Raw genomic sequence first — 17,842 nt, 5'->3', positions numbered from 1 at the left:
ACATCCTCTGCGAGGTAGCGGCGGCCACCGGGTACGGCGTCGCTGACGTGGCGGAACTGGTGGTGGCCTGGGCTGCGACGGGCGACCTTCCCCCTGCGATCCGCCGGGAACTTGATCGCCGGCTGGACGGGAGGCGGGCGCAGGGGTCGCTCCGGGAGTAGCGGGCGGCTCCCGTGGTCGACAGTCGTACGTGTCCCGCGCTCCTGCCCGCGCCCGCCGGCCCTGCCAGATAAGCACCCGGAGCCACGATCAGCAGTTTTCCCCCGGTGGGTAACCGGTTGAGGGATCGACTGCGGTTATGGAGCATTCGGCTATGGAGCGGCCGTCTCCTGGGGCGGGGTGGCTGTCAGGACGAGGATGGCTTGGTCGTCGTCCCTGTCGCCCGCTCCGTCGCCGGTGAAGGTGTGCAGGGCCGTGATCATGCCGTCGATGATCTGCTGGGGGCCGGGCAGGTCGGGGAGGTGGGCCACGGCCTCGGCGAGGCGCTGGTCTCCGAGCATCGTGCCGTCCGCGCGGCGGGCTTCGGTGATGCCGTCGGTGTAGAGGATCAGGCTTTCGTGGGGCCGCAGGTGCAGGCGATGCGGGGTGACGTGCGCGGTCGGGGAGATGCCGAGCAGGAGGCCCGTCGCGTCGAGGACGTCCACGGTGTGCTGCGCTTTTCGGTGTAAGGGGGCGTTGTGTCCGGCGCGTACGAGTTCGATGTCGAGGCCGGTGCGGGTGGGCGTGAGTTGCCCGTAGACGAGGGTGACGAAGCCGGTGCCGTGGCTTTGGGGCCGGTCGGTGAGGGCTTCGTTGACGGCCTGGACGACATCGGCGGGGCCCGGGAGTCGGGAGGCGACGGCGCGCGCGGTGTGGCGGACGAGTGCGGTGGTGGTCGCGGCGATGGCGCCGCGCCCGCACACGTCGCCCAGGAGGAACGCCCAGCGGCCGTCCTTGAGAGGGAAGACGTCGTAGAAGTCCCCGCCGATGTCGAGCCCTTCGCCGGCCGGGTGGTAGTAGGTCGCCACCTCCGCGCCTGGCACGTCGGGCAGGTCCGGCAGCAGGAGCCCCGCCTGGAGGTCTCGGGCGAGGGTGGCCCGGTGGGTGTACTGGAGAGCGTTGCGGGCGGCTGAGGCGGCGCGCCGTGCGAGTTCCTCCGCGAGGGCGACGGTGTGGCCGTCGAAGACATGGTCGCCGCTGGACAGCAGGGTCACCGCGCCGAAGGCCTGGTCGCGGTCCATGAGCGGGATGCACAGGTATCCGGTGACGTGCAGATCGTCCCAGGGGCCGGGCCCGGTGGGCGTGCGGCGGGCCACCTCGCTGGTCCCCGAGGCGAGGACGCGGGCCACGGCGTCGTCGGTGGCGTCGTAGACAGGGATGTGGGACGTCAGCAGGTCCCGCTGTACCTGGGTCGGTGCGGTGACGGCGACCCGGCGCACCCGGCCGTGTTCGATGAGGTCGACCGTGCACAGCGGGGCCAGCTTGGGGACGCAGGAGGCGGCCAGCCTGGTCAGCACCTGGGTGGCGTCCAGATCGGAGGTGAGCGCGCTGCTCGCCTCCAACAGGAAGGTCAGATCGTCACGTACGGACTCTTCCCGCGCCTCGGCGGTGGTACGGGCCTCTTCGGCGTGGTGGCGTTCGATGGCGAGGGCGGCGGTGTCGGCGAAGACCCGGGCCAGGGCGAGGTCGGCCGCGTGGGGGCTGCGCGGTGTGCGGTGGTACATGGCGAAGGTGCCCAGCAGAGCGCCGTCGCGGGCCAGGATGGGGGTGGACCAGCACGCGGCGAGCCCCGCCTGCTCGGCGAGCGAGCGGAACTCGTCCCAGAACGGGTCGGTGGCGATGTCGGTGACGATCACTGGTCGGCGTCGGTGGGCGGCGGTGCCGCAGGAGCCGACGCCCTCTCCGGTGGCGATGCCGTCGATGGCCTTGTTGTAGAAGTCGGGCAGGCTCGGGGCGGCCCCGTGCCGCAGGTGCCGGCCGTCGCGGTCGGCGAGGAGCACCGACACGAGGACTTCTTCGGGGGCCACCGTCTCGATGGCGCGGGCCATGCCTTCCAGTACTTCTGGCAGAGGTGCCTGGCGGGCGATCTGCTCCAGCAGCACGCGGTGTTCGGCCGTCAGCCGCTGGGCGTGCTTGACCTGGGTGGTCTCCACGCCGACGACGCGCACGCCGGTCACGTTGCCACCGGCGTCGAGGCGCGGCTCGTAGGTGAAACTGAAGAAGCCCTCGCGGGCGTTCGCTCCCTCGCCGAGCAGGACGCGGGCGTCGCGTGCCGTGTGGGCCTTCCCGGTCCGGTAGACGCGGTCGAGGACGGCGATGAAGCCCTGGCCGGCCAGCTCCGGCATCATCTGGGCCAGAGGCAGGCCCGTACAGGTGCGCTCGCTGCCGATCGTCTCGAAGAACGCCGCGTTCGCCGACTCCAGCATGTGGGCGGGTCCCGCGAGGTAGGCGAAGATGGCCGCCGACTCACCGAACAGGGCCCGCAGGTCGTGATCCGCTCTCTCCTCGTGGGCCACGCTCCGCGCCCCAGGCGCCGCGGCAGGCCGTCGCACCTGCTGCTCCGGTACGCGCGTCATGAGATCTGCCTCTTCCCCGACCGCGCCGGGTCGTCCGTGCCGCCGGCCGCCGTGTCACGCCGGGCCGCGGCTGCCGCATGGGCCTGATCCATGTCGGGGTAGACCTCGAAGAACTGGTCGAGGCCGGTCACCGCGAACAGGCGGGTCATCTGCGCGGGTACGCCCGCCAGGCGGAGCGCGCGGTCCTGGGCCGCGAGCTGTTGCGTCAACCGGAGCAGGGCACCTACCCCGGAGGAGTCGCAGAACGCCAGCCCGGCACAGTCGACCACCACCGGGTCCGCGCCCCGGCCCCGGGCCAGCGCACCCTCCCCGGCCTCCTCCAACTGCACCACGCTGTCGAAGTCGAGCGCGCCCCGCAGCACGAACACCACACCCTGCTCCTCCTGCGTGACCTGCACCGAGAACACCCGCGGTCTCCTCTCCTACCCGGCATCTGTCGACGATCACCTCCATCGTAGGGACCGCGTGTTCCTCCTCGGCCGGGGCGAGGTCTGTCCTTTGCGTGGGGTGACGTGCCGGGGGGCGGGGGTCTTCACCCGGGGGCCCCGTGGCGCCTCTTACACGCGTGGAGCCACGGCGACGGCCGCCGCGTAGCCGTCCGGTACCGGCACGTCTGTCAGCGTCCAGCCTTCGGGTGACCCGGGTGCGGTCGCTTGGGTGCCTACGTAGTCGATGTCCAGGTCGCGGGACAGGCCGGTTCCGAGGCCCTTCAAGAAGGCCTCCTTGCGGGCCCAGGCCCGTGCCACACCTTGGCGGTGTGTCAGCGGGTCGGACAGAGCGGCGAGTTCGGCGCGCTCCTGGGGATGCAGCAGGGCCGCAACGTCCGACACGGCTTCGGGGGGCGGTAGTTCCTCGACGTCTGCGCCGATCGGAGCGGGCGCTACGGCAACCAGAGCGAGTTGGCCGCTGTGGGAGAGGGAGAAGTGAGCGTTCGGGGCGTTCACGACGGCCGGGCGTCCGTGCGGTTGGCCGCAGTTCGGGCAGGGCAGGCGCGTGAATCGCAGGGAGGCCGGGTCGCGTTCGAGTACGTCAGACAGGATCACGCGCAGGCCAAGATGCGCGACCACGTAACGCACGCGGTCCGCCTCGAACCGGAAGGCCGCCGCGCGCGCCTGCTCGGTCTCGTCCAGGAGCGTGGCCGGGACTACGTTCTCGAACTCGGGCTCCGCGCGGATCAGCCATACGCGCACATCCTCGGCTGACTCCAACTCCTTTATGTGGTCCATGTGGTCCATGCGGTCGAGTCTCCACAGCTCTCAGCGGACTGCCCGCTCCGGGCCCCCCGGGGGGAGCGCTTCAGCGGCCGATCAAGACGAAGAGAGCGCCGAGCACGATCAAAGCGCCGCATACCGAGAAGTTGACTTTCTTGTAGTGCAGGAATACCGCGACGAACTCCCGCAGCGTGGCGCTCGGCCAGAAATAGCGCGCTGTCGGCGAGCCGACCACCTGGCCACGCACTCCCAGGCGGCGCGCGAACATCGCCGCGCGGAAGGCATGGTAGTCATTGGTCACGATCACGCAGCGGTAGTCGGGCTTCTCTGTTTCCATCATCGTTTTGCTGAAGCGCAGGTTCTCCTCGGTGGTACGGGACTTCTCCTCACGCAGCAAGTCGCCCTCGGGCACGCCGCGCCCTACGAGGTAGCCCGCCATGGCCTCGGCCTCCGGGAGTTCTTCGTCGGGGCCCTGGCCTCCGGAGAGGAGCAGTTTGGGGGCGGTGCCGCGCGCGGCCTGTGTGTCGTACTCCGCGCGACCCCGGTTCAGGCGGCTGGCCAGCAGGCGCGACACCCGGCTGCCGCCGAGCAGTCCGCTCCCGAGCACGACCACGTAGTCGAGGTCACCTCGCACCTTCTGCCGGCCGTACACGAACCCGTAGCCGACGAAGCAGAGGAAGAGGAAGGACACGTACGCGCTCACCGACAAGGCCACGACGGCGAAGGCCACCACGTGCATGGACTGGGTGCGCACCGCCACGACGGTGATCCCGATCAGCGCGAACATGGCGAGTCCGGTGAGGAGCGAGAGCAGGTTGCCCAGGCTGCGCCCCTCTTTGCGGACCATGGTGATGCCGTTGGCCACCAGCAGCACGGGCAGAACGAGGACACCCAGGCCGACAAGGAGGAGGACGAGCACCATCGCGACCTCGCCGGACGGCGAGGAGTTCAGGGTGAGCGTCGACAGCAGCGGAGGCAGAGCGCACACCACGCTCAGGCCCAGCAGCACCGCATTCCGGAAACGTCGCGGGTCCTCCTGGATTCCGAGGCTGAACAGCACGAAGAAGAAGGCGGCGAAGCCGAATGCGATCACCAGGGCATCCTAAGTTCCTTGTGCGGTGTCCGGTGGTGCTGCATCGCTGTGTGGCGCCCTTCGTGGGCGGTGCGGGCGGCCTGCCGGGGACCTGCCCTGTCTCTTCACTCCCCCGCCGGGGCCGGCTCGGTCAGTCCGATCGTGCTGCTTCCCACCTCCATGAGGTCCGGCGAGTGAGGCCGCCCCGGTGTCCAGCGGAGCGTCATGTCGGGCAGGTTCTCCATGTTGCGGGCACCGTCGCTGGTGTCGAGGAGCGTGAAGCCGTGGTGTTCGTAGAAGGCGCGGGCCCCGGTGTTCTGCTGGAAGACGTGCAAGGACACCCCGTCAGGGCTGTGCCGCTTCACCTCGTCGAGCAGGAGCGTGCCGATTCCCTGGCGACGGGTGTCCGGGCGCAGATAGAGGTGTTCGAGCATGGCGTCGGCAAGGGCCGCGTAGCCGACGACCTCCGCCTCCCGCACGGCTACCCAGATGCGGCATTGCTTCAGCAGGACCTCCTCGACCCATCGGGTCACCTGCTCGTGGCTGCGCTTCTGCCGGAGCAGATAGGGCATCGTCTCCGAACGGGAGGTCATGTGGATGCGTGCGATCACAGCCGCGTCCGCCTCTTCCGCGAAACGGATCCGAGTCCTGCCGTCCTCACGCATGTCAGGAACGTACAAGGACGGCAGACGTTCGATCCAGCGATTGCCGGGCGGCGGTGTGAGTCGGGGGTGTCAGCGGGTTGCGGTTTGCTCTTGTTCGTACTGGTACAGGTCCTGGGACGTGTCGATGAGTTCCTTCTGCTCCTCCTTCGAGCCGACCATCGGCTGGGAGCCGTTGAGCGGGAGCTGGGCGCTCTCGGGGAGGAACTTGACCGTCACGAGGCCGATGACACCGGCGACCATCAGGTAGTACGCGGGGATCAGCTTGTCGCCCGTGGCGTTGACCAGGGCCTCCGTGACCAGCGGCGTCGTACCGCCGAACGCGGCCACGGCGAAGTTGAAGCCGATGCCCATCGCCGCGTAGCGCACGGCCGTAGGGAAGAGGGCGGGGAGCGTGGCGGCGCTCGGGGCGGCGAAGCAGGCCAGGAACGTGGCCAGGAGCAGGACACCGAAGATGGGCGGCCAGGTGCCGTCCGCCCTGATGAGCAGGAAGGCGGGGATCGCCAGGACGATCATGGCGATGGCGCCGCCCGCGTACAGGGGCCGCCTGCCGATGTGGTCGCTGAGGCGTCCGAGGAACGTGATGAGGACGACGATCCACACCATGCCGATGAGCACCAGGATGTCCGCCGAGCCGCTGGAGCGGCCGAGGGCCTCCGTCTGGTAGCTGGGCAGGTAGCCGGTGACCATGTAGTTCGTGACGTTGTAGAGCAGGACCAGGCCCATGCAGATCAGAAGCGGCCGCCAGTGTTCGCGCACGATGGTCTTGAACTCGCTGCCGACGGAGTCCTGGGCGAGGTTCTTCTCGTGCTCGTCGAGCTGCTGCTGGAACGCCGGGGACTCCTCCAGCTTCAGCCGCATGTAGAGGCCGATGACGCCGAGCGGTCCCGCGATCAGGAACGGCAGGCGCCAGCCCCAGGACAGCATCTGGTCGTCCGTCAGCGCCATGTTCAGCACGGTGACGAGCGCGGAGCCCAGGGCGTAACCGACGAAGGTGCCGAAGTCGAGCCAGCTCGACAGGAATCCGCGCCGCCGGTCGGGCGAGTACTCGGCGACGAACGTCGTGGCTCCGCCGTACTCACCGCCGGTCGAGAAGCCCTGCACCATTCGGGCGAGCAGCAGGAGTACGGGCGCCGCCATGCCGATGGTCGCGTAACTGGGGATCAGGCCGATCGAGAACGTACCGGCCGCCATCATGATCATGGTGGTGGCCAGCACCTTCTGCCGCCCGATCCGGTCCCCCAGCGGCCCGAACACCAGGCCGCCGAGCGGTCGCACGACGAACGCGGCGGCGAACGTGGCGAAGGACGAGATCAACTGGGCGCCCGGCGAGGCTCCGGGGAAGAAGACCTTGCCGATGGTGGCGGCGAGATAGCTGTAGACGCCGAAGTCGAACCACTCCATGCAGTTCCCGAGCGCCGAGGCGCCCACGGCCCGCTCCAGCAGGGGTTTCTCGACGACCTGTACGTCCTGTTTGCCGTAGGCCCTCTTTGTACGACGCAGCCGGCGGACGAGTTCCTCGCGGACGTGTCCCGGTAGCTCCGCGACCGTCGCCGGCATGCGCTTGCGCCCCCTGGTGGGCGGGCCGTCAGAAGGAGTGTGGGCCACGTGCCGATGCCGCCTCTCCGTGTCGTCGTCCTCGTCTACGCGCGTCTGGGCCGAGTCTGCTCACAATGATCACTCGGCGCACCTCGGGACGCCTGCCCGGCTCACGCGGCCGCACACGGGTGGACTCGTCGCGCATACGGCGGAAGGCGGCGCCGAGGGCCGTGGCGGGACCGGTCGGGGCCGCCGCGATGAGGGCGGCCTGCCCACGGGCCAACCGGCTCAAGGTGCCGCGCGGCTGCCTGACGAGCTGTCCCGGAGGGCCGCTTGACCAGTCCCCAGGCGCGTCCTGAGGTGCGCGTCCTGCACCCGCCTCCACGACGGGGCGTCTTCGTCCGCGAGGGCGTCGGCGACGGTGAGCGAGCCGTCATCGGTGATCTCGCCTCGTCCGCTGCTGGGGTCCTTCTCACCGCGCTGACCTGGGCTTCAGGGGTGCCTCAAGGGTATGGGCGCGGGCGAGTCGGGCGGGTGCTTCCGGGCCTGTCGCGCACCACCATTCACGCCTTCACATTTCCTTCACTCATGGCGGTGAACATCGAAAGGTCCTGACATGCCGGGCTCGCCCGAGGCCCATCTCTTCCTATGAACCGCCGACGTCCGGTCGGCCCCTCGTGAAAGGAACCCCCCTCATGCTGCGTATCGCCCTGGGCGCCGCGACTGCCGCCTGCGCGCTCGCGCTCGGCGTCCCCGCCTCCGCCATGGCCGCCCCCGTCCCCGTGACCGCCCTCAACTGCGACGGGGACACCTACAAGTGCACCGCGGACCTTCGCTTCGGTGACGGCAACTGGAAGGCCGACTGGGACGCCCGCGTCTTCCACCAGAACAGGTCGGCCGACCGCCGAGCCGCCGCGCCGGTCCCGGTCACCAGCGCCACCTGCGACGGGGATACGGGGAAGTGTCTGGCCTCGCTGAACTTCGGCGACGGTAAGTGGAAGGCGGAGTGGTCCGCCCGCGTCTTCCACCAGAACCGGTCGGCCGACCGCAGGGCCGCCGCGCCGGTCCCCGTGACCAACCTCGTGTGTGACGGCGACACGTACAAGTGCACCGCGGATCTCCGCTTCGGTGACGGCAACTGGAAGGCCGACTGGAGCGTCCGGGTCTTCCACCAGGGCTGACCGCCCCGCGTGGCCCGCGAGGACACGCCGCGCTGCTGACCCCTGGTCAGGCAGCGCACACCGGCCGCCGGGCCGCCTGTGACAGGCCCTGCGGCCGGACCCCTGCGCCCCCACGCCATCAGGTGGCGGCGCTCATTGGTCAGGCCCGGGACCGCCGGGTCGTACGAGACAGGTGATGGAAATGCGTGACGAAGCCGCCCAGCGGGTCGAGTTGGTCTTCTCCCTCTTCGACGCCAACGGCAACGGTGTCATCGACTCCGACGACTTCGACCTGATGACGGACCGCGTGGTGAAGGAGGCGACCGCGTCGGACGACGCCGCGAAGGCCGCCATCCGGGCCGCGTTCCGCCGTTACTGGACGACGCTCGCCACCGAACTGGACGCTGACGGCGACGGTGTGATCACCGTGGACGAGTTCCGTCCGTTCGTGCTCGACCCCGAGCGGTTCGGTCCCACGATCGCCGAGTTCGCCCACGCGCTGTCCGCTCTCGGTGACCCCGACGGGGACGGCTTGATCGAACGCTCCCTCTTCGTATCGCTGATGAAGGCGATCGGCTTCGAGGAGAGGAACATCCACGCCCTCTTCGACGCGTTCGGTCCGGACGCCGAGGACCGCATCACCGTACGGACGTGGGCCGACGGCATCGTGGACTACTACGCGCCGGACATGGCCGGGATCCCCGGCGACCGGCTCGTGGCCGCCCCCGCTGTCTGACACGGGCGGGCGTCAGGTCGAGGGCTTGTGTGCGAACACCCAGCGGTTGCCCTCCAGCGCGTCGTCGGGCTCGGGGAGGGGGCCACGTCCGTGCCGCCGAGCGAACTCGAACGGCGTGTGCGTCGACGTGGCCCAGCCCTTGGCGGCCAGATCGCCCGCGGAGTCGGGGCGCGGCCCCTCGGCGAAGAGACGGAGCAGGTCGATGCCGATCTGTTCCCTCGTCGCCGTGTAGATGCGACTGTCCCGGTACGCCCAGAGGTCCTTCTCCAGTTTGGCCTCGAACGCCAGGGCGCTGCCGGCGGCGGCCAGCCGGTCCGCCGTGGCGATGAGGTGGGTTTCGGCGGCACCCGGCAGGTAGAAGAGGAGTCCCTCGGCCAGCCAGACGCTCGGTACGGCCGGATCGAAGCCGGCGGTGGTCAGCGCGACGGACCAGTTGGCGCGCAGGTCGACCGGCACGGGGACACGCTTGACCCGGGGGGTGGCCGGCAGGTCCCTGAGCACCCGGTCCTTGAACGCCAGCACGCCCGGCCGGTCGGTCTCGAAGACGACGCAGTCGGTGGGCCAGTCGAGCCGGAAGGCGCGGGTGTCCAAGCCGGCGCCCAGGAGGACGACTTGGCGCGCTCCGGCACGGACTGAGCTGAGGAGGAAGTCGTCGAGGACTCTGGTGCGCAGGCCGAAGTAGCGGGCGAACCGCCCCCACAGGGCGTTGTCGTCCCCGTCCGGGACCTCGTCGATGCGCAGGGGCCAGCCCGCACACGGCGGGGCGGCGCGCACGAAGTGTTCCGCGTAGAGGTCCTGGGCCAGGCTGTCGTGGCGGTGGGTCTCGATCGCGCGGGCGGCGGCGACCAGGAGGGCGGTCAGGCCCACGCCTTCACCCACTCCGTCCACGTCTGTGTGCTGCGGCAACGTGCCGGCCATATCTCCTCCGTCGGTGGGAGTGGCGACTGCGGGGTGTCCGGTGGTGTGACGCGGTGGGTCTGCGGCTCTGTCCGTCTCGTTCTCCGCTTCGGTCAACGGTTTCCGTGCTCCGGCACCAGGACGGGTTTGACGACGCGGCCCGCCTCGCAGTCGCGTTCGGCTTCGTTGATGTCGGCCAGCGGGTAGGTGCGGATCAACTCGTCGAAGGGGAAACGTCCGGCTTGCCACAGCCCGATCAAGCGGGGGATCAGCAGCCCGGGTACGGCGTCCCCTTCGCAGATGTGGCGGATGCCTCGGCCCCGGTCCAGCGTGCCCGGTTCGAGCGGCAGCGGGGTGTGGAGGCGTGCCACCAGGCCGAGGCAGCCGGTGGGGCGCAGCGCCCGCAGCGCGTCGTTGATGAGCGGGGGCGAGGCCGTGGTGTCCAGGGCGTACAGCACGCCGCCCTCGGTGCGGCGCTGGATCCGTTCGGGCAGTCCGGGCTCCGTCGCGAGCAGCGGGAGCGCGCCGAACCGCTCGGCCAGGGCGAGCCGGCTGGGGTTGTGGTCGACGGCCACCGTCAGGGCACCTGCGGCGGTGGCCGCCATCACGGCCGCAAGGCCCACCGCTCCCGCGCCGAAGACCGCGAGCGTGTCACCGGGGCCGACACCGAAGGTGTTCAGGACGGCCCCGGCGCCGGTGAGGAAGCCGCAGCCGAGCGGGCCGAGCAGTTCGACGGGGAGCGCGGGGTCGACGCGGACGGCGTTGGCGGCCGGGACGAGCGCGTACGCGGCGAACGACGACTGTCCGAACCAGCGGGGCGCCAGCGCTCCCCCGGTCGTGTCGGTGAGCCGCGGCACGCGTTCCTCGCGTCCTCCGAAGAGGTTGAGGGAGGCGAAGGAGTCACAGTACGCGGGGGCGGCGCCGCGGCAGGACCGGCAGTGCCCGCAGGAGTCGAAGCTCAGTACGACGTGGTCGCCGACGCCGATCACGGTGTCCGGGCCACCGCCCGCCCCCACCACGACCCCGGCCCCCTCGTGGCCGAGCACCGCCGGCAGCGGGCTGCGGCCCGCCGATCGCCGGACCGCGAGATCGGTGCGGCACATCCCGCAGCCCGCGATCTCGACCAGGATCTCTCCGGCGGCGGGCTCTGTACGCAGGATCACCTCCTCGACGCTGAACGGGTCCTCGTACGCGCGCAGTACCGCCGCCTGGAACCTCAACGCCATGCCTCCTGTACGGGGTGAACGCGTGGCCGTCGCAGGGCGCGGGCCTCGGCGCTTGCGTCGTCCTCGGCGTCAGTACGGCAGGGGCGTAGGCGCGTCGGCCGCGAGGACCGGGCGCGGGATCAGAGGTCGGCATGCTGCTCGGTCGCCCGAGGGGCGCCGCCCGCGTGCTTCTGGGCCTGCCGGTCCATCTCCGTGCGGAAGGCGGCCACGAGATGCGGCTGGATCCTCCCGGCATCGCGGTCACCGCCCTCGCAGACCGCGCCGCGCACGCCCACGATGTCCGTGCCGATGCGGGCCAGGGTTCCGAGATCGGCCTGTCTGACGCTGCCCGCGAGGGCGGCGAGCCGTCCGGATGCGTGGGTCTGCCGTACGAACTCGGCGCAGACGTCCGGCGGAACGTGGTCGAACAGCCGTGTCCCGTCCTTGATCGCGGTGTCCAGCATGGCGGCGTCGGCGCCGGAGCGGGCGGCGATGTCGGGCAGGGCGAGCGGGTTGACGCAGCCGACGCGGTGGGCGTCGGCGTATCCGGAGGCGACGACGAGCGCTTCGGGGCGATGGTCCTTCACCGCTCGGACGACCGCGCGCATGACCTCGATGCCTTGATCGGGCGTCGTGCACCCGTAGAGGCCGACCTTGATGTACGTGGCTCCCGAGACGACGGCGCCGAGCGCGGCCTGGGCCACCGTGCCGGGCTTGTACGGGACGTCGCCCACGGTCGCCGACACCGGCTTGTCCGCCGGGACCGCGTCACGGATCTGGCGGATGACCCAGGGGAAGTTCGCGCCGAGGGAGCCCTCATCGGGTTTCTTGACGTCCACGATGTCGATGTGTTCCGCCGCCTTCACGCACTCCAGAGCCTCTTCGACGCTGTCCGGGGAGATGAGAAGCAACACCCTGACCTCCTTCGCCCAGCCCGCCGGCCGCAGGACAGGGGCCCGCGGATCACCTGGCTCTTGGTGGGGTGCGCTCATCCTTCCCGGCGCCCTGAGGGTCCGGGAGGGCGCACACCGTGCCCATGGGTGCTCATGCACACGCACAGTGCGCCGTGCGAACCGGCGTAAACCACCCAGCCCGCCGTCAGGCGCGGTGGGGTGCTCACCGCCAAGTGGCAGTGGCCTCCATGAGGGTCCGCGCCAAGGCCGTCGGCTGGTCGCGGGCGATGAGGTGGCCGGCGTCGTGGATGGGGCGGATCGTCGTCTGCGGGGCCAGGTGCCGCACCTGGTCGAGGTCCGTGTCGGTGAGCGACGAGCCGTTGTCGCCGTGGACGAGCAGGAGCGGCAGATCGAGTTCCGCTGCGGCCTGTGTCAGCCGCGGGGCCTCGGCGAGTATGTTCTCGACCAGTTCGGCGTGGGCGCCGAGCCGGGTCGCCGAGGCCAGGAAGCCGCGGACCCGGGCGGGGTCGAGGCAGGGCACGACGTCCACCAGTACAAGACCCGCCACTCTGGCTCGTACGGCCGGATCCGTGAGGGCGGCGACGGCGCCGAGGCCGCCCAGCGAGGCGCCGACGATCACGCAGGACGGCGGCTCGGAGCGCACCATCGCGGCCACGTCCTCGGCGTACGCGGACAGGGTCCGGGCACCGCCCTCGCTCTCGCCGTGGCCACGCTGGTCGAAGGCCACACACCGGTACCCGGCGTCGACGAGCACCTCGCTCACCGGTTCCCACACCTGGCGGCGTTCGCCCCCGGCGTGCAGGAGCAGGAAGGTCGGGCCGGCTCCGACCTCCGTCCCCTTGAGGGTCACGTCGGGGCGCGTGATCTCCCGCGCTCTGGGGACAGTTGGGCCGCTCATGAATCCGGTGCCCCTCCCGTACGGGCTGGTGGCCGGTCCGCGGGCGCGCCGACCGTTCGCGAGCCGACGCCAACTGCCGTCAGGCCGTGGAGAAACCGTACCGCGTGGCCTGCGTCCCACGCCTGGGCGTCGTCGTTCACTCGGGGCAGTCAGCCCCACGCGGCCTGCGCGCGGGAGTTCCAGGGACCGGTGCCCGAGTGGTCGGCGATCCAGTAGCGGGTGAGGCGTCGCCGGGTGTCCGAGAAGCCGGTACGGGCGTGGAACATGCGGTGGTTGTCCCAGATGAGCAGAGCGTTCTCGGGGATGAGGACGGAGATGCCGTGGTCCTGCACGAAGTCCACGGCCTGCCGGGCCAGGGCCGCGCCGTCGGGTCCCAGGGGCGAGGGGGTCGCGCCGCCGGGTGCGTCGAGCGTCTCCGAGTAGCTTCCGGTGCTCAGCAAGGTGGAACTCATGCGGACGACGGTGCCGGCGGCCGTGCCGTCCACCACAGGCTTGCGGACTCCGCCGGCGTCCGGGCGTTCCTCGTAGGAGGGCCAGAACACCGGGCGCGTGTGGGCGACGTCGCGCAGTCGCTGGTCCAGTGTCGTCAGGAAGTGGTGCGCGTCGGCGAGCAGAGTCTGACCTCCGCCGCACGCGGCCTGCACGCGGCAGTGCAGGGCCAGGTAGCGCGGAGGCAGGTCCTGGCCGGGCGCCTCGGTGTGCGGGCGCAGCGTGTGCGCGCTACGGGTGTCCCGGACCTGCTCGAACCCGGCGTGGGCCTGGATGTCGTAGGTCAGCTCACCGGTGGTCTGCGGGACCAGGACGCCGAGGTCGGCCAGTACGGCGGTGACGTCCTGCGCGTCCAGGGGGCCTTCTACGAGTGCGTACCCGGCCGAGGCCATATCGTCAGCAATTGTCCGTGAAGAGTGCTTCATGCATATTTACATTAGTGTGACCAAGCTGATACCGCGCGTATAGGACGGAGCCGTCATGAGCGGGCTGAAGCTGGGCCTGGTGGCGAACACGGGCAAGAAGCACGAGCGGCGAGTGCCGATCCATCCCGCGCACCTGCCGGGGCTGGACGACGGCATCCGAGACCGGCTGTTCGTCGAGTCCGGTTACGGCAAGTGGTTCGGCCTGACGGACGACGATCTCCGCCCTCACGTGGCCGGCGTCAGGCCCCGCACCGACCTCATCGACGACTGCGACGCCCTGCTGCTGTTCAAGGTGACACCGCAGGATGTCGCCGGGATGCGCGAGGGCCAGATCCTCGTGGGCGCCCCGCACTTCGCGCAGAACGCGGACACCACCCAGCAGGCCATCGACAAGCGGCTGACGGTGATCTCGATGGAGGCCATGCGGCACTGGCCCGCCGACGGACCGCTCGACGCCTTCGCCCGCTTCGCCTTCTACCGTGTCAGCGAGATGGCCGGTTACTGCTCGGTCCAGCACGCCATGCAGTGCGTGGGCATCACCGGCCGCTGGGGCAGACCCTTGCGCGCCGTGGTCATCGGATTCGGCTCCACCGGCAAGGGAGCCGCCGCGGCACTGCGCGCCCAGGGGGTCCGGGATCTGAGCGTGGTGACCAGAAGACCCAGCACCGCCGTCACCCCTCCGGACGGCGGCGCTCGAATGGCCCAGCTCCATCACCGCTCGGCGCCGGACGAGTCCACCGTCCGGATCGCGGAGGGAGAGGCGCCGTTGCCTGCCTTCCTCGCAGAGCACGACATCGTCGTCAACTGCGTCCTGCAGGACGTCACCGCTCCCGAGGTGTATCTCACGGACGGCGACCTCGCACGCTTCGCTCCGGGCTCCCTCTTCGTCGACGTGTCCTGCGACACGGCCATGGGCTTCGCCTGGGCACGTCCCACCACCTTCGACCGGCCGGTCGTCACGATCGGCGACGGCATGCACTACTACGCCGTCGACCACAGCCCCTCCCTGCTGTGGGACTCGTCCACGTGGGAACTCAGCCAGGCGCTCCTCCCCTACCTGCCGACCATCGCCGACCCCCGGTCGTGGGAGTCCGACGAGACGGTCCGCCGGGCCGTCGAGATGCGCGCCGGAGTCATCCAGAGCCCGCACATCCTCACCTTCCAGGGCCGCTCCCCGGCCTACCCGCATCTCATCACTCGCGCGGAGGAACAGCCCGCCGGCCGAGCACCGCTGGTCGGCGCCTGACCGACATCAAGGCGGACTCCGACGAGGGCTCCTCAGCCGACGGCGAAGACGGTCCCCGGGGCGGCGTAGTCGATGGGGCCGGGGAAGCGGGTTGCGGCGCGTTTCACTGCTTGCTCCGGTGTGAGGAAGCGGCCGACGTGCGTGACGATCAGTCTGCCCGCCCCCGCTGAACCGGCTGTGTCGCCGGTGTCCTCCGGGGTGTGGTGCACCTGTACGCAGTCCGCGGGCGCCCGGTCGCTCTCGGCCTCGCACAGCAGTACGTCGCAGCCCTCGGCCAGTTCCGTCAGGCTCGCGCACGGAGCGGTGTCCCCGGAGTACACCAGAGACGTGCCCGCCGCGTCGATGCGTACGGCGAACGCCGGAACTTCGTGCGCGACCGCCCGGCTCGTCAGGCGGAGCGAACCGACGGACGCCTGGTGCCCGTCGTGCAGTTCCGTCACGGCGAAAGCGGATTCGACGGGGCTGCGGGTCGCCGTGTTGGTGAGGAACCCGGCGAGGCGGTCGGCGGTCCCGGGCGGGCCGTACAGGGGGATCGGCGCCGCGAGGCGGATGTCCGCGTACAGGGCGCCGTAGTACGCGGTGAGCAGGTCGGCGCTGTGATCGGCGTGCAGGTGGGAGATCCAGATCGCGTCGAGTTCGTCCAGCCGGACGTGACGCTGGAGCGGGCCGAGCGTTCCGCTTCCCGCGTCCATCCAGACGTGGGTGGATCCGCTCGACACGAGATAGCCGGAGCACGGGTTGTCCGCGCTCGGGTAGGGGGTCGCGCTGCCGAGAACGGTGAGGTGCAGAAGCTCGTCGCTCATCCCGAGATCCTAGAACACAAGATCGAGGGGGATTTACGGGTTCTACGTGGCGTGAGGAGTGTGAGTTTCGCCGCCAACTGCTTGTACAGGCCAGGCCCTTGGTCGTCAGCGGGCTTGCCCTGTGCTCGCGCGCGTGACTTGCCGTCAATTCCCTTTGGCCGCAGCACTGAAGCGGCTTCGCATCGTCGCGCGTAAAGGCGCCCGAGGGACCACCGCCGCCGCTGACTGGCCGTCAAGTCCCGGACAAGACAGGACGTTCTTCCTGATCATGACGGCCCTTCTTCCCTAGGGCCGAGGGGTGGGTCGTAGGAATCGTGTGACTTGGCCCCCTCAACGGCGAGGGGACGGATCGGAAGGCGTACGCATGGATATGAGCGCGGCAAACAAGAAGGGACTCAGTCTCTTCGCCCTGATCATGATCGGCATCGGGTCGATCTTCGGTTCGGGCTGGCTGTTCGGAGCGGGATCGGCGGCACAGGTGGCGGGCCCGGCCGCGCTGGTGGCGTGGGTCATCGGCGCCGTCTTCATCGGCATGATCGCCATGTCGTACGCCGAGGTGGGCGCCGCCTATCCGATACCGGGCGGCATGGCGCGCTACGGCAGCCTCTCGCACGGGCCGGTGCTCGGCTTCGTCACCGGGTGGGCGGTGTGGATCGCGGTCGCCTCGCTCATCCCGATCGAGTCCATCGCGGCCACCCAGTACATGTCGTCGTGGAGCTTCGGCTGGGCCGGGGATCTGGTCGACTCCAAGCACCAGCTCAGCGGGTTCGGCATGCTGGTCGCGCTGGCGCTGACCGTGCTGCTGTGGCTGGCGTGCTACTGGTCGGTGCAACTTCTGGCGCGGGCCAACACGTTGCTGACCCTGGTGAAGTTCGCCATCCCGGTGCTCGCGGTGATAGCGCTGATGGCCTCGGGCTTCCACACCTCCAACTTCTCGGCCCACGGCGGCTTCGCCCCCAACGGCTGGTCCGCGGTGCTGACCGCCGTCACCACGTCCGGTGTGGTCTTCGCGTTCAACGGCTTCCAGGCCGTGGTCAACCTGGGCGGCGCGGCGAAGAACCCGGGCCGCGCCATTCCGCTCGCGCTCGTCGGCGCGCTCTCCCTCGGCCTGGTCATCTATCTGGCGCTGCAGACCGCGTTCCTCGGCGCCGTACCGCCCGAGCAGCTTCAGGAGGCCGGCGGGTGGGCCGGGATCAACTTCAACTCGCCGTTCGCGGACCTGGCGAAGGTCCTGATGATCCACTGGGTCGTCACCATGCTCCAGTTCGGCGCGTTCATCTCCCCGGCGGGCTCCAACATCGCCAACGTCGCCTCGTCCGCGTACATGGTGCAGAACCTCGCCGAGACCGGCTTCTTCCCGAAGAAGCTGAAGGAGACCCACCCGGTCTACGGCACCGCGCGTCCCGCGATGTGGGTCAACCTGGGCTTCTCCGTGCTGCTGCTGGTGACCGTCGGGCACAGCTGGGAGTCGCTCGCGCCGATCATCTCGGCCGCCATGGTCATCTCGTACCTCATCGGCCCGATCGCCGTCGGTGTCTTCCGCCGCACCAAGCCGGACCTCAAGCGTCCGTTCCGGCTCCCGGCCGCCGGCGTGCTCGCCCCGCTGACCTTCGTGTTCGCCGCGTGCGCGCTGTACTGGTCGAAGTGGCCCAACACCGGCATCGTCACCGTCCTCACCCTGCTCGCCGCGCCGATCGCCGCATTGGTGCTCACCCGTAACGGCGAGAAGGACCTCAAGCGGCAGTTCGCCCCGGCCTGGTGGATGGTCGGATTCCTCATCACCGTCTCGCTTCTGTCGTACCTCGGCTCCGCCGAGTTCGGCGGCAGCGGCGTGATTCCCGGCGGCCTCGACATCGCCCTGGTGGCCGTCATGGCGCTCGGCTACTACTTCATCGCCGTGCACGCCGGGATCAAGGCCCACCACGACGGCCTCGCCGAGCCCGACCCCGAGCCGGCCGCCGCGCCGCAGGAAGAGACCGCCGCCCCCGGGCAGCAGCCCGTCACGGCCTGAGGGCCTGACGGTCTCACCG

Annotated in this window: 16 protein-coding genes; 4 read left to right on the top strand and 12 right to left on the bottom strand. The window is 70.3% G+C overall.

What is annotated here, in order from left to right:
- Window positions 1-311: 311 nt before the first annotated feature.
- From ACZ7LY_RS16585 to proP, 6 genes are all read right to left on the bottom strand, one after another.
- Entirely contained in the window at window positions 312-2,495 is a 2,184-nt protein-coding gene (locus tag ACZ7LY_RS16585; RefSeq protein ID WP_471625296.1) for a SpoIIE family protein phosphatase, read from the bottom strand.
- A gap of 56 nt (window positions 2,496-2,551) precedes the next feature.
- Window positions 2,552-2,962, bottom strand: a complete 411-nt coding sequence (locus tag ACZ7LY_RS16580) for an STAS domain-containing protein (protein WP_471625295.1) — start codon at window positions 2,960-2,962, stop codon at window positions 2,552-2,554.
- Between the two features lie 150 nt (window positions 2,963-3,112).
- The gene (locus tag ACZ7LY_RS16575) at window positions 3,113-3,790 is read right to left on the bottom strand and encodes a 4'-phosphopantetheinyl transferase family protein (protein WP_471625294.1); all 678 of its coding nucleotides are present in this window, start codon (window positions 3,788-3,790) and stop codon (window positions 3,113-3,115) included.
- Window positions 3,791-3,851: 61 nt separating this feature from the next.
- Window positions 3,852-4,859 carry a YdcF family protein gene (locus tag ACZ7LY_RS16570; protein WP_471625293.1) on the bottom strand — a complete coding sequence of 336 codons (1,008 nt, stop codon included), beginning with the start codon at window positions 4,857-4,859 and terminating at the stop codon, window positions 3,852-3,854.
- Between the two features lie 104 nt (window positions 4,860-4,963).
- Window positions 4,964-5,503: a GNAT family N-acetyltransferase gene (locus ACZ7LY_RS16565; protein WP_471625292.1), complete on the bottom strand. Its 540-nt coding sequence runs from the start codon at window positions 5,501-5,503 to the stop codon at window positions 4,964-4,966.
- A gap of 69 nt (window positions 5,504-5,572) precedes the next feature.
- Window positions 5,573-7,060: a glycine betaine/L-proline transporter ProP gene (gene proP / locus ACZ7LY_RS16560; RefSeq protein ID WP_471625291.1), complete on the bottom strand. Its 1,488-nt coding sequence runs from the start codon at window positions 7,058-7,060 to the stop codon at window positions 5,573-5,575.
- A gap of 674 nt (window positions 7,061-7,734) precedes the next feature.
- Here proP and ACZ7LY_RS16555 point away from each other — a divergent pair.
- Together ACZ7LY_RS16555 and ACZ7LY_RS16550 are read left to right on the top strand one after the other, a co-directional pair.
- Window positions 7,735-8,220 (top strand): hypothetical protein, encoded by a 486-nt coding sequence (locus ACZ7LY_RS16555; protein ID WP_471625290.1) that lies wholly within the window; start codon window positions 7,735-7,737, stop codon window positions 8,218-8,220.
- Between the two features lie 181 nt (window positions 8,221-8,401).
- Complete coding sequence (locus tag ACZ7LY_RS16550) at window positions 8,402-8,935, top strand: EF-hand domain-containing protein (protein ID WP_471625289.1); 534 nt, start codon at window positions 8,402-8,404, stop codon at window positions 8,933-8,935.
- A 12-nt stretch (window positions 8,936-8,947) separates the two neighbouring features.
- On the opposite strand, the gene ACZ7LY_RS16545 is transcribed toward ACZ7LY_RS16550, so the two are convergent.
- The 5 genes from ACZ7LY_RS16545 to ACZ7LY_RS16525 form a co-directional block, all read right to left on the bottom strand.
- Window positions 8,948-9,853 carry a class I SAM-dependent methyltransferase gene (locus ACZ7LY_RS16545; protein WP_471625288.1) on the bottom strand — a complete coding sequence of 302 codons (906 nt, stop codon included), beginning with the start codon at window positions 9,851-9,853 and terminating at the stop codon, window positions 8,948-8,950.
- Window positions 9,854-9,945: 92 nt separating this feature from the next.
- Window positions 9,946-11,058 (bottom strand): NAD(P)-dependent alcohol dehydrogenase, encoded by a 1,113-nt coding sequence (locus ACZ7LY_RS16540; RefSeq protein ID WP_471625287.1) that lies wholly within the window; start codon window positions 11,056-11,058, stop codon window positions 9,946-9,948.
- Window positions 11,059-11,177: 119 nt separating this feature from the next.
- Window positions 11,178-11,951, bottom strand: coding sequence for a (5-formylfuran-3-yl)methyl phosphate synthase (locus ACZ7LY_RS16535; protein WP_471625286.1), 774 nt, complete (start codon window positions 11,949-11,951; stop codon window positions 11,178-11,180).
- A gap of 202 nt (window positions 11,952-12,153) precedes the next feature.
- A complete protein-coding gene (locus ACZ7LY_RS16530; RefSeq protein ID WP_471625285.1) occupies window positions 12,154-12,849 on the bottom strand; it encodes an alpha/beta fold hydrolase in 696 nt (231 codons plus the stop codon).
- A 149-nt stretch (window positions 12,850-12,998) separates the two neighbouring features.
- On the bottom strand, window positions 12,999-13,763 hold the full coding sequence (locus tag ACZ7LY_RS16525) for a TauD/TfdA family dioxygenase (RefSeq protein ID WP_471625284.1): 765 nt from the start codon (window positions 13,761-13,763) through the stop codon (window positions 12,999-13,001).
- Between the two features lie 55 nt (window positions 13,764-13,818).
- On the opposite strand from ACZ7LY_RS16525, the gene ACZ7LY_RS16520 reads away from it, so the two are divergent.
- Complete coding sequence (locus ACZ7LY_RS16520) at window positions 13,819-15,009, top strand: Rossmann-fold NAD(P)-binding domain-containing protein (RefSeq protein WP_471625283.1); 1,191 nt, start codon at window positions 13,819-13,821, stop codon at window positions 15,007-15,009.
- 32 nt (window positions 15,010-15,041) lie between these two features.
- Here the strand turns inward: ACZ7LY_RS16520 and ACZ7LY_RS16515 are convergent, their stop codons facing one another.
- Complete coding sequence (locus ACZ7LY_RS16515) at window positions 15,042-15,812, bottom strand: MBL fold metallo-hydrolase (RefSeq protein ID WP_471625282.1); 771 nt, start codon at window positions 15,810-15,812, stop codon at window positions 15,042-15,044.
- A 364-nt stretch (window positions 15,813-16,176) separates the two neighbouring features.
- Here ACZ7LY_RS16515 and ACZ7LY_RS16510 point away from each other — a divergent pair, with 364 nt between their 5' ends.
- Window positions 16,177-17,823: an APC family permease gene (locus tag ACZ7LY_RS16510; protein ID WP_471625281.1), complete on the top strand. Its 1,647-nt coding sequence runs from the start codon at window positions 16,177-16,179 to the stop codon at window positions 17,821-17,823.
- Window positions 17,824-17,842: the final 19 nt, after the last annotated feature.

It is taken from the genome of Streptomyces sp. NPDC107550 (assembly GCF_055639095.1).
Note: the sequence above shows the minus strand (reverse complement) of the source record. Positions and strands in the feature narration are given on the sequence as shown.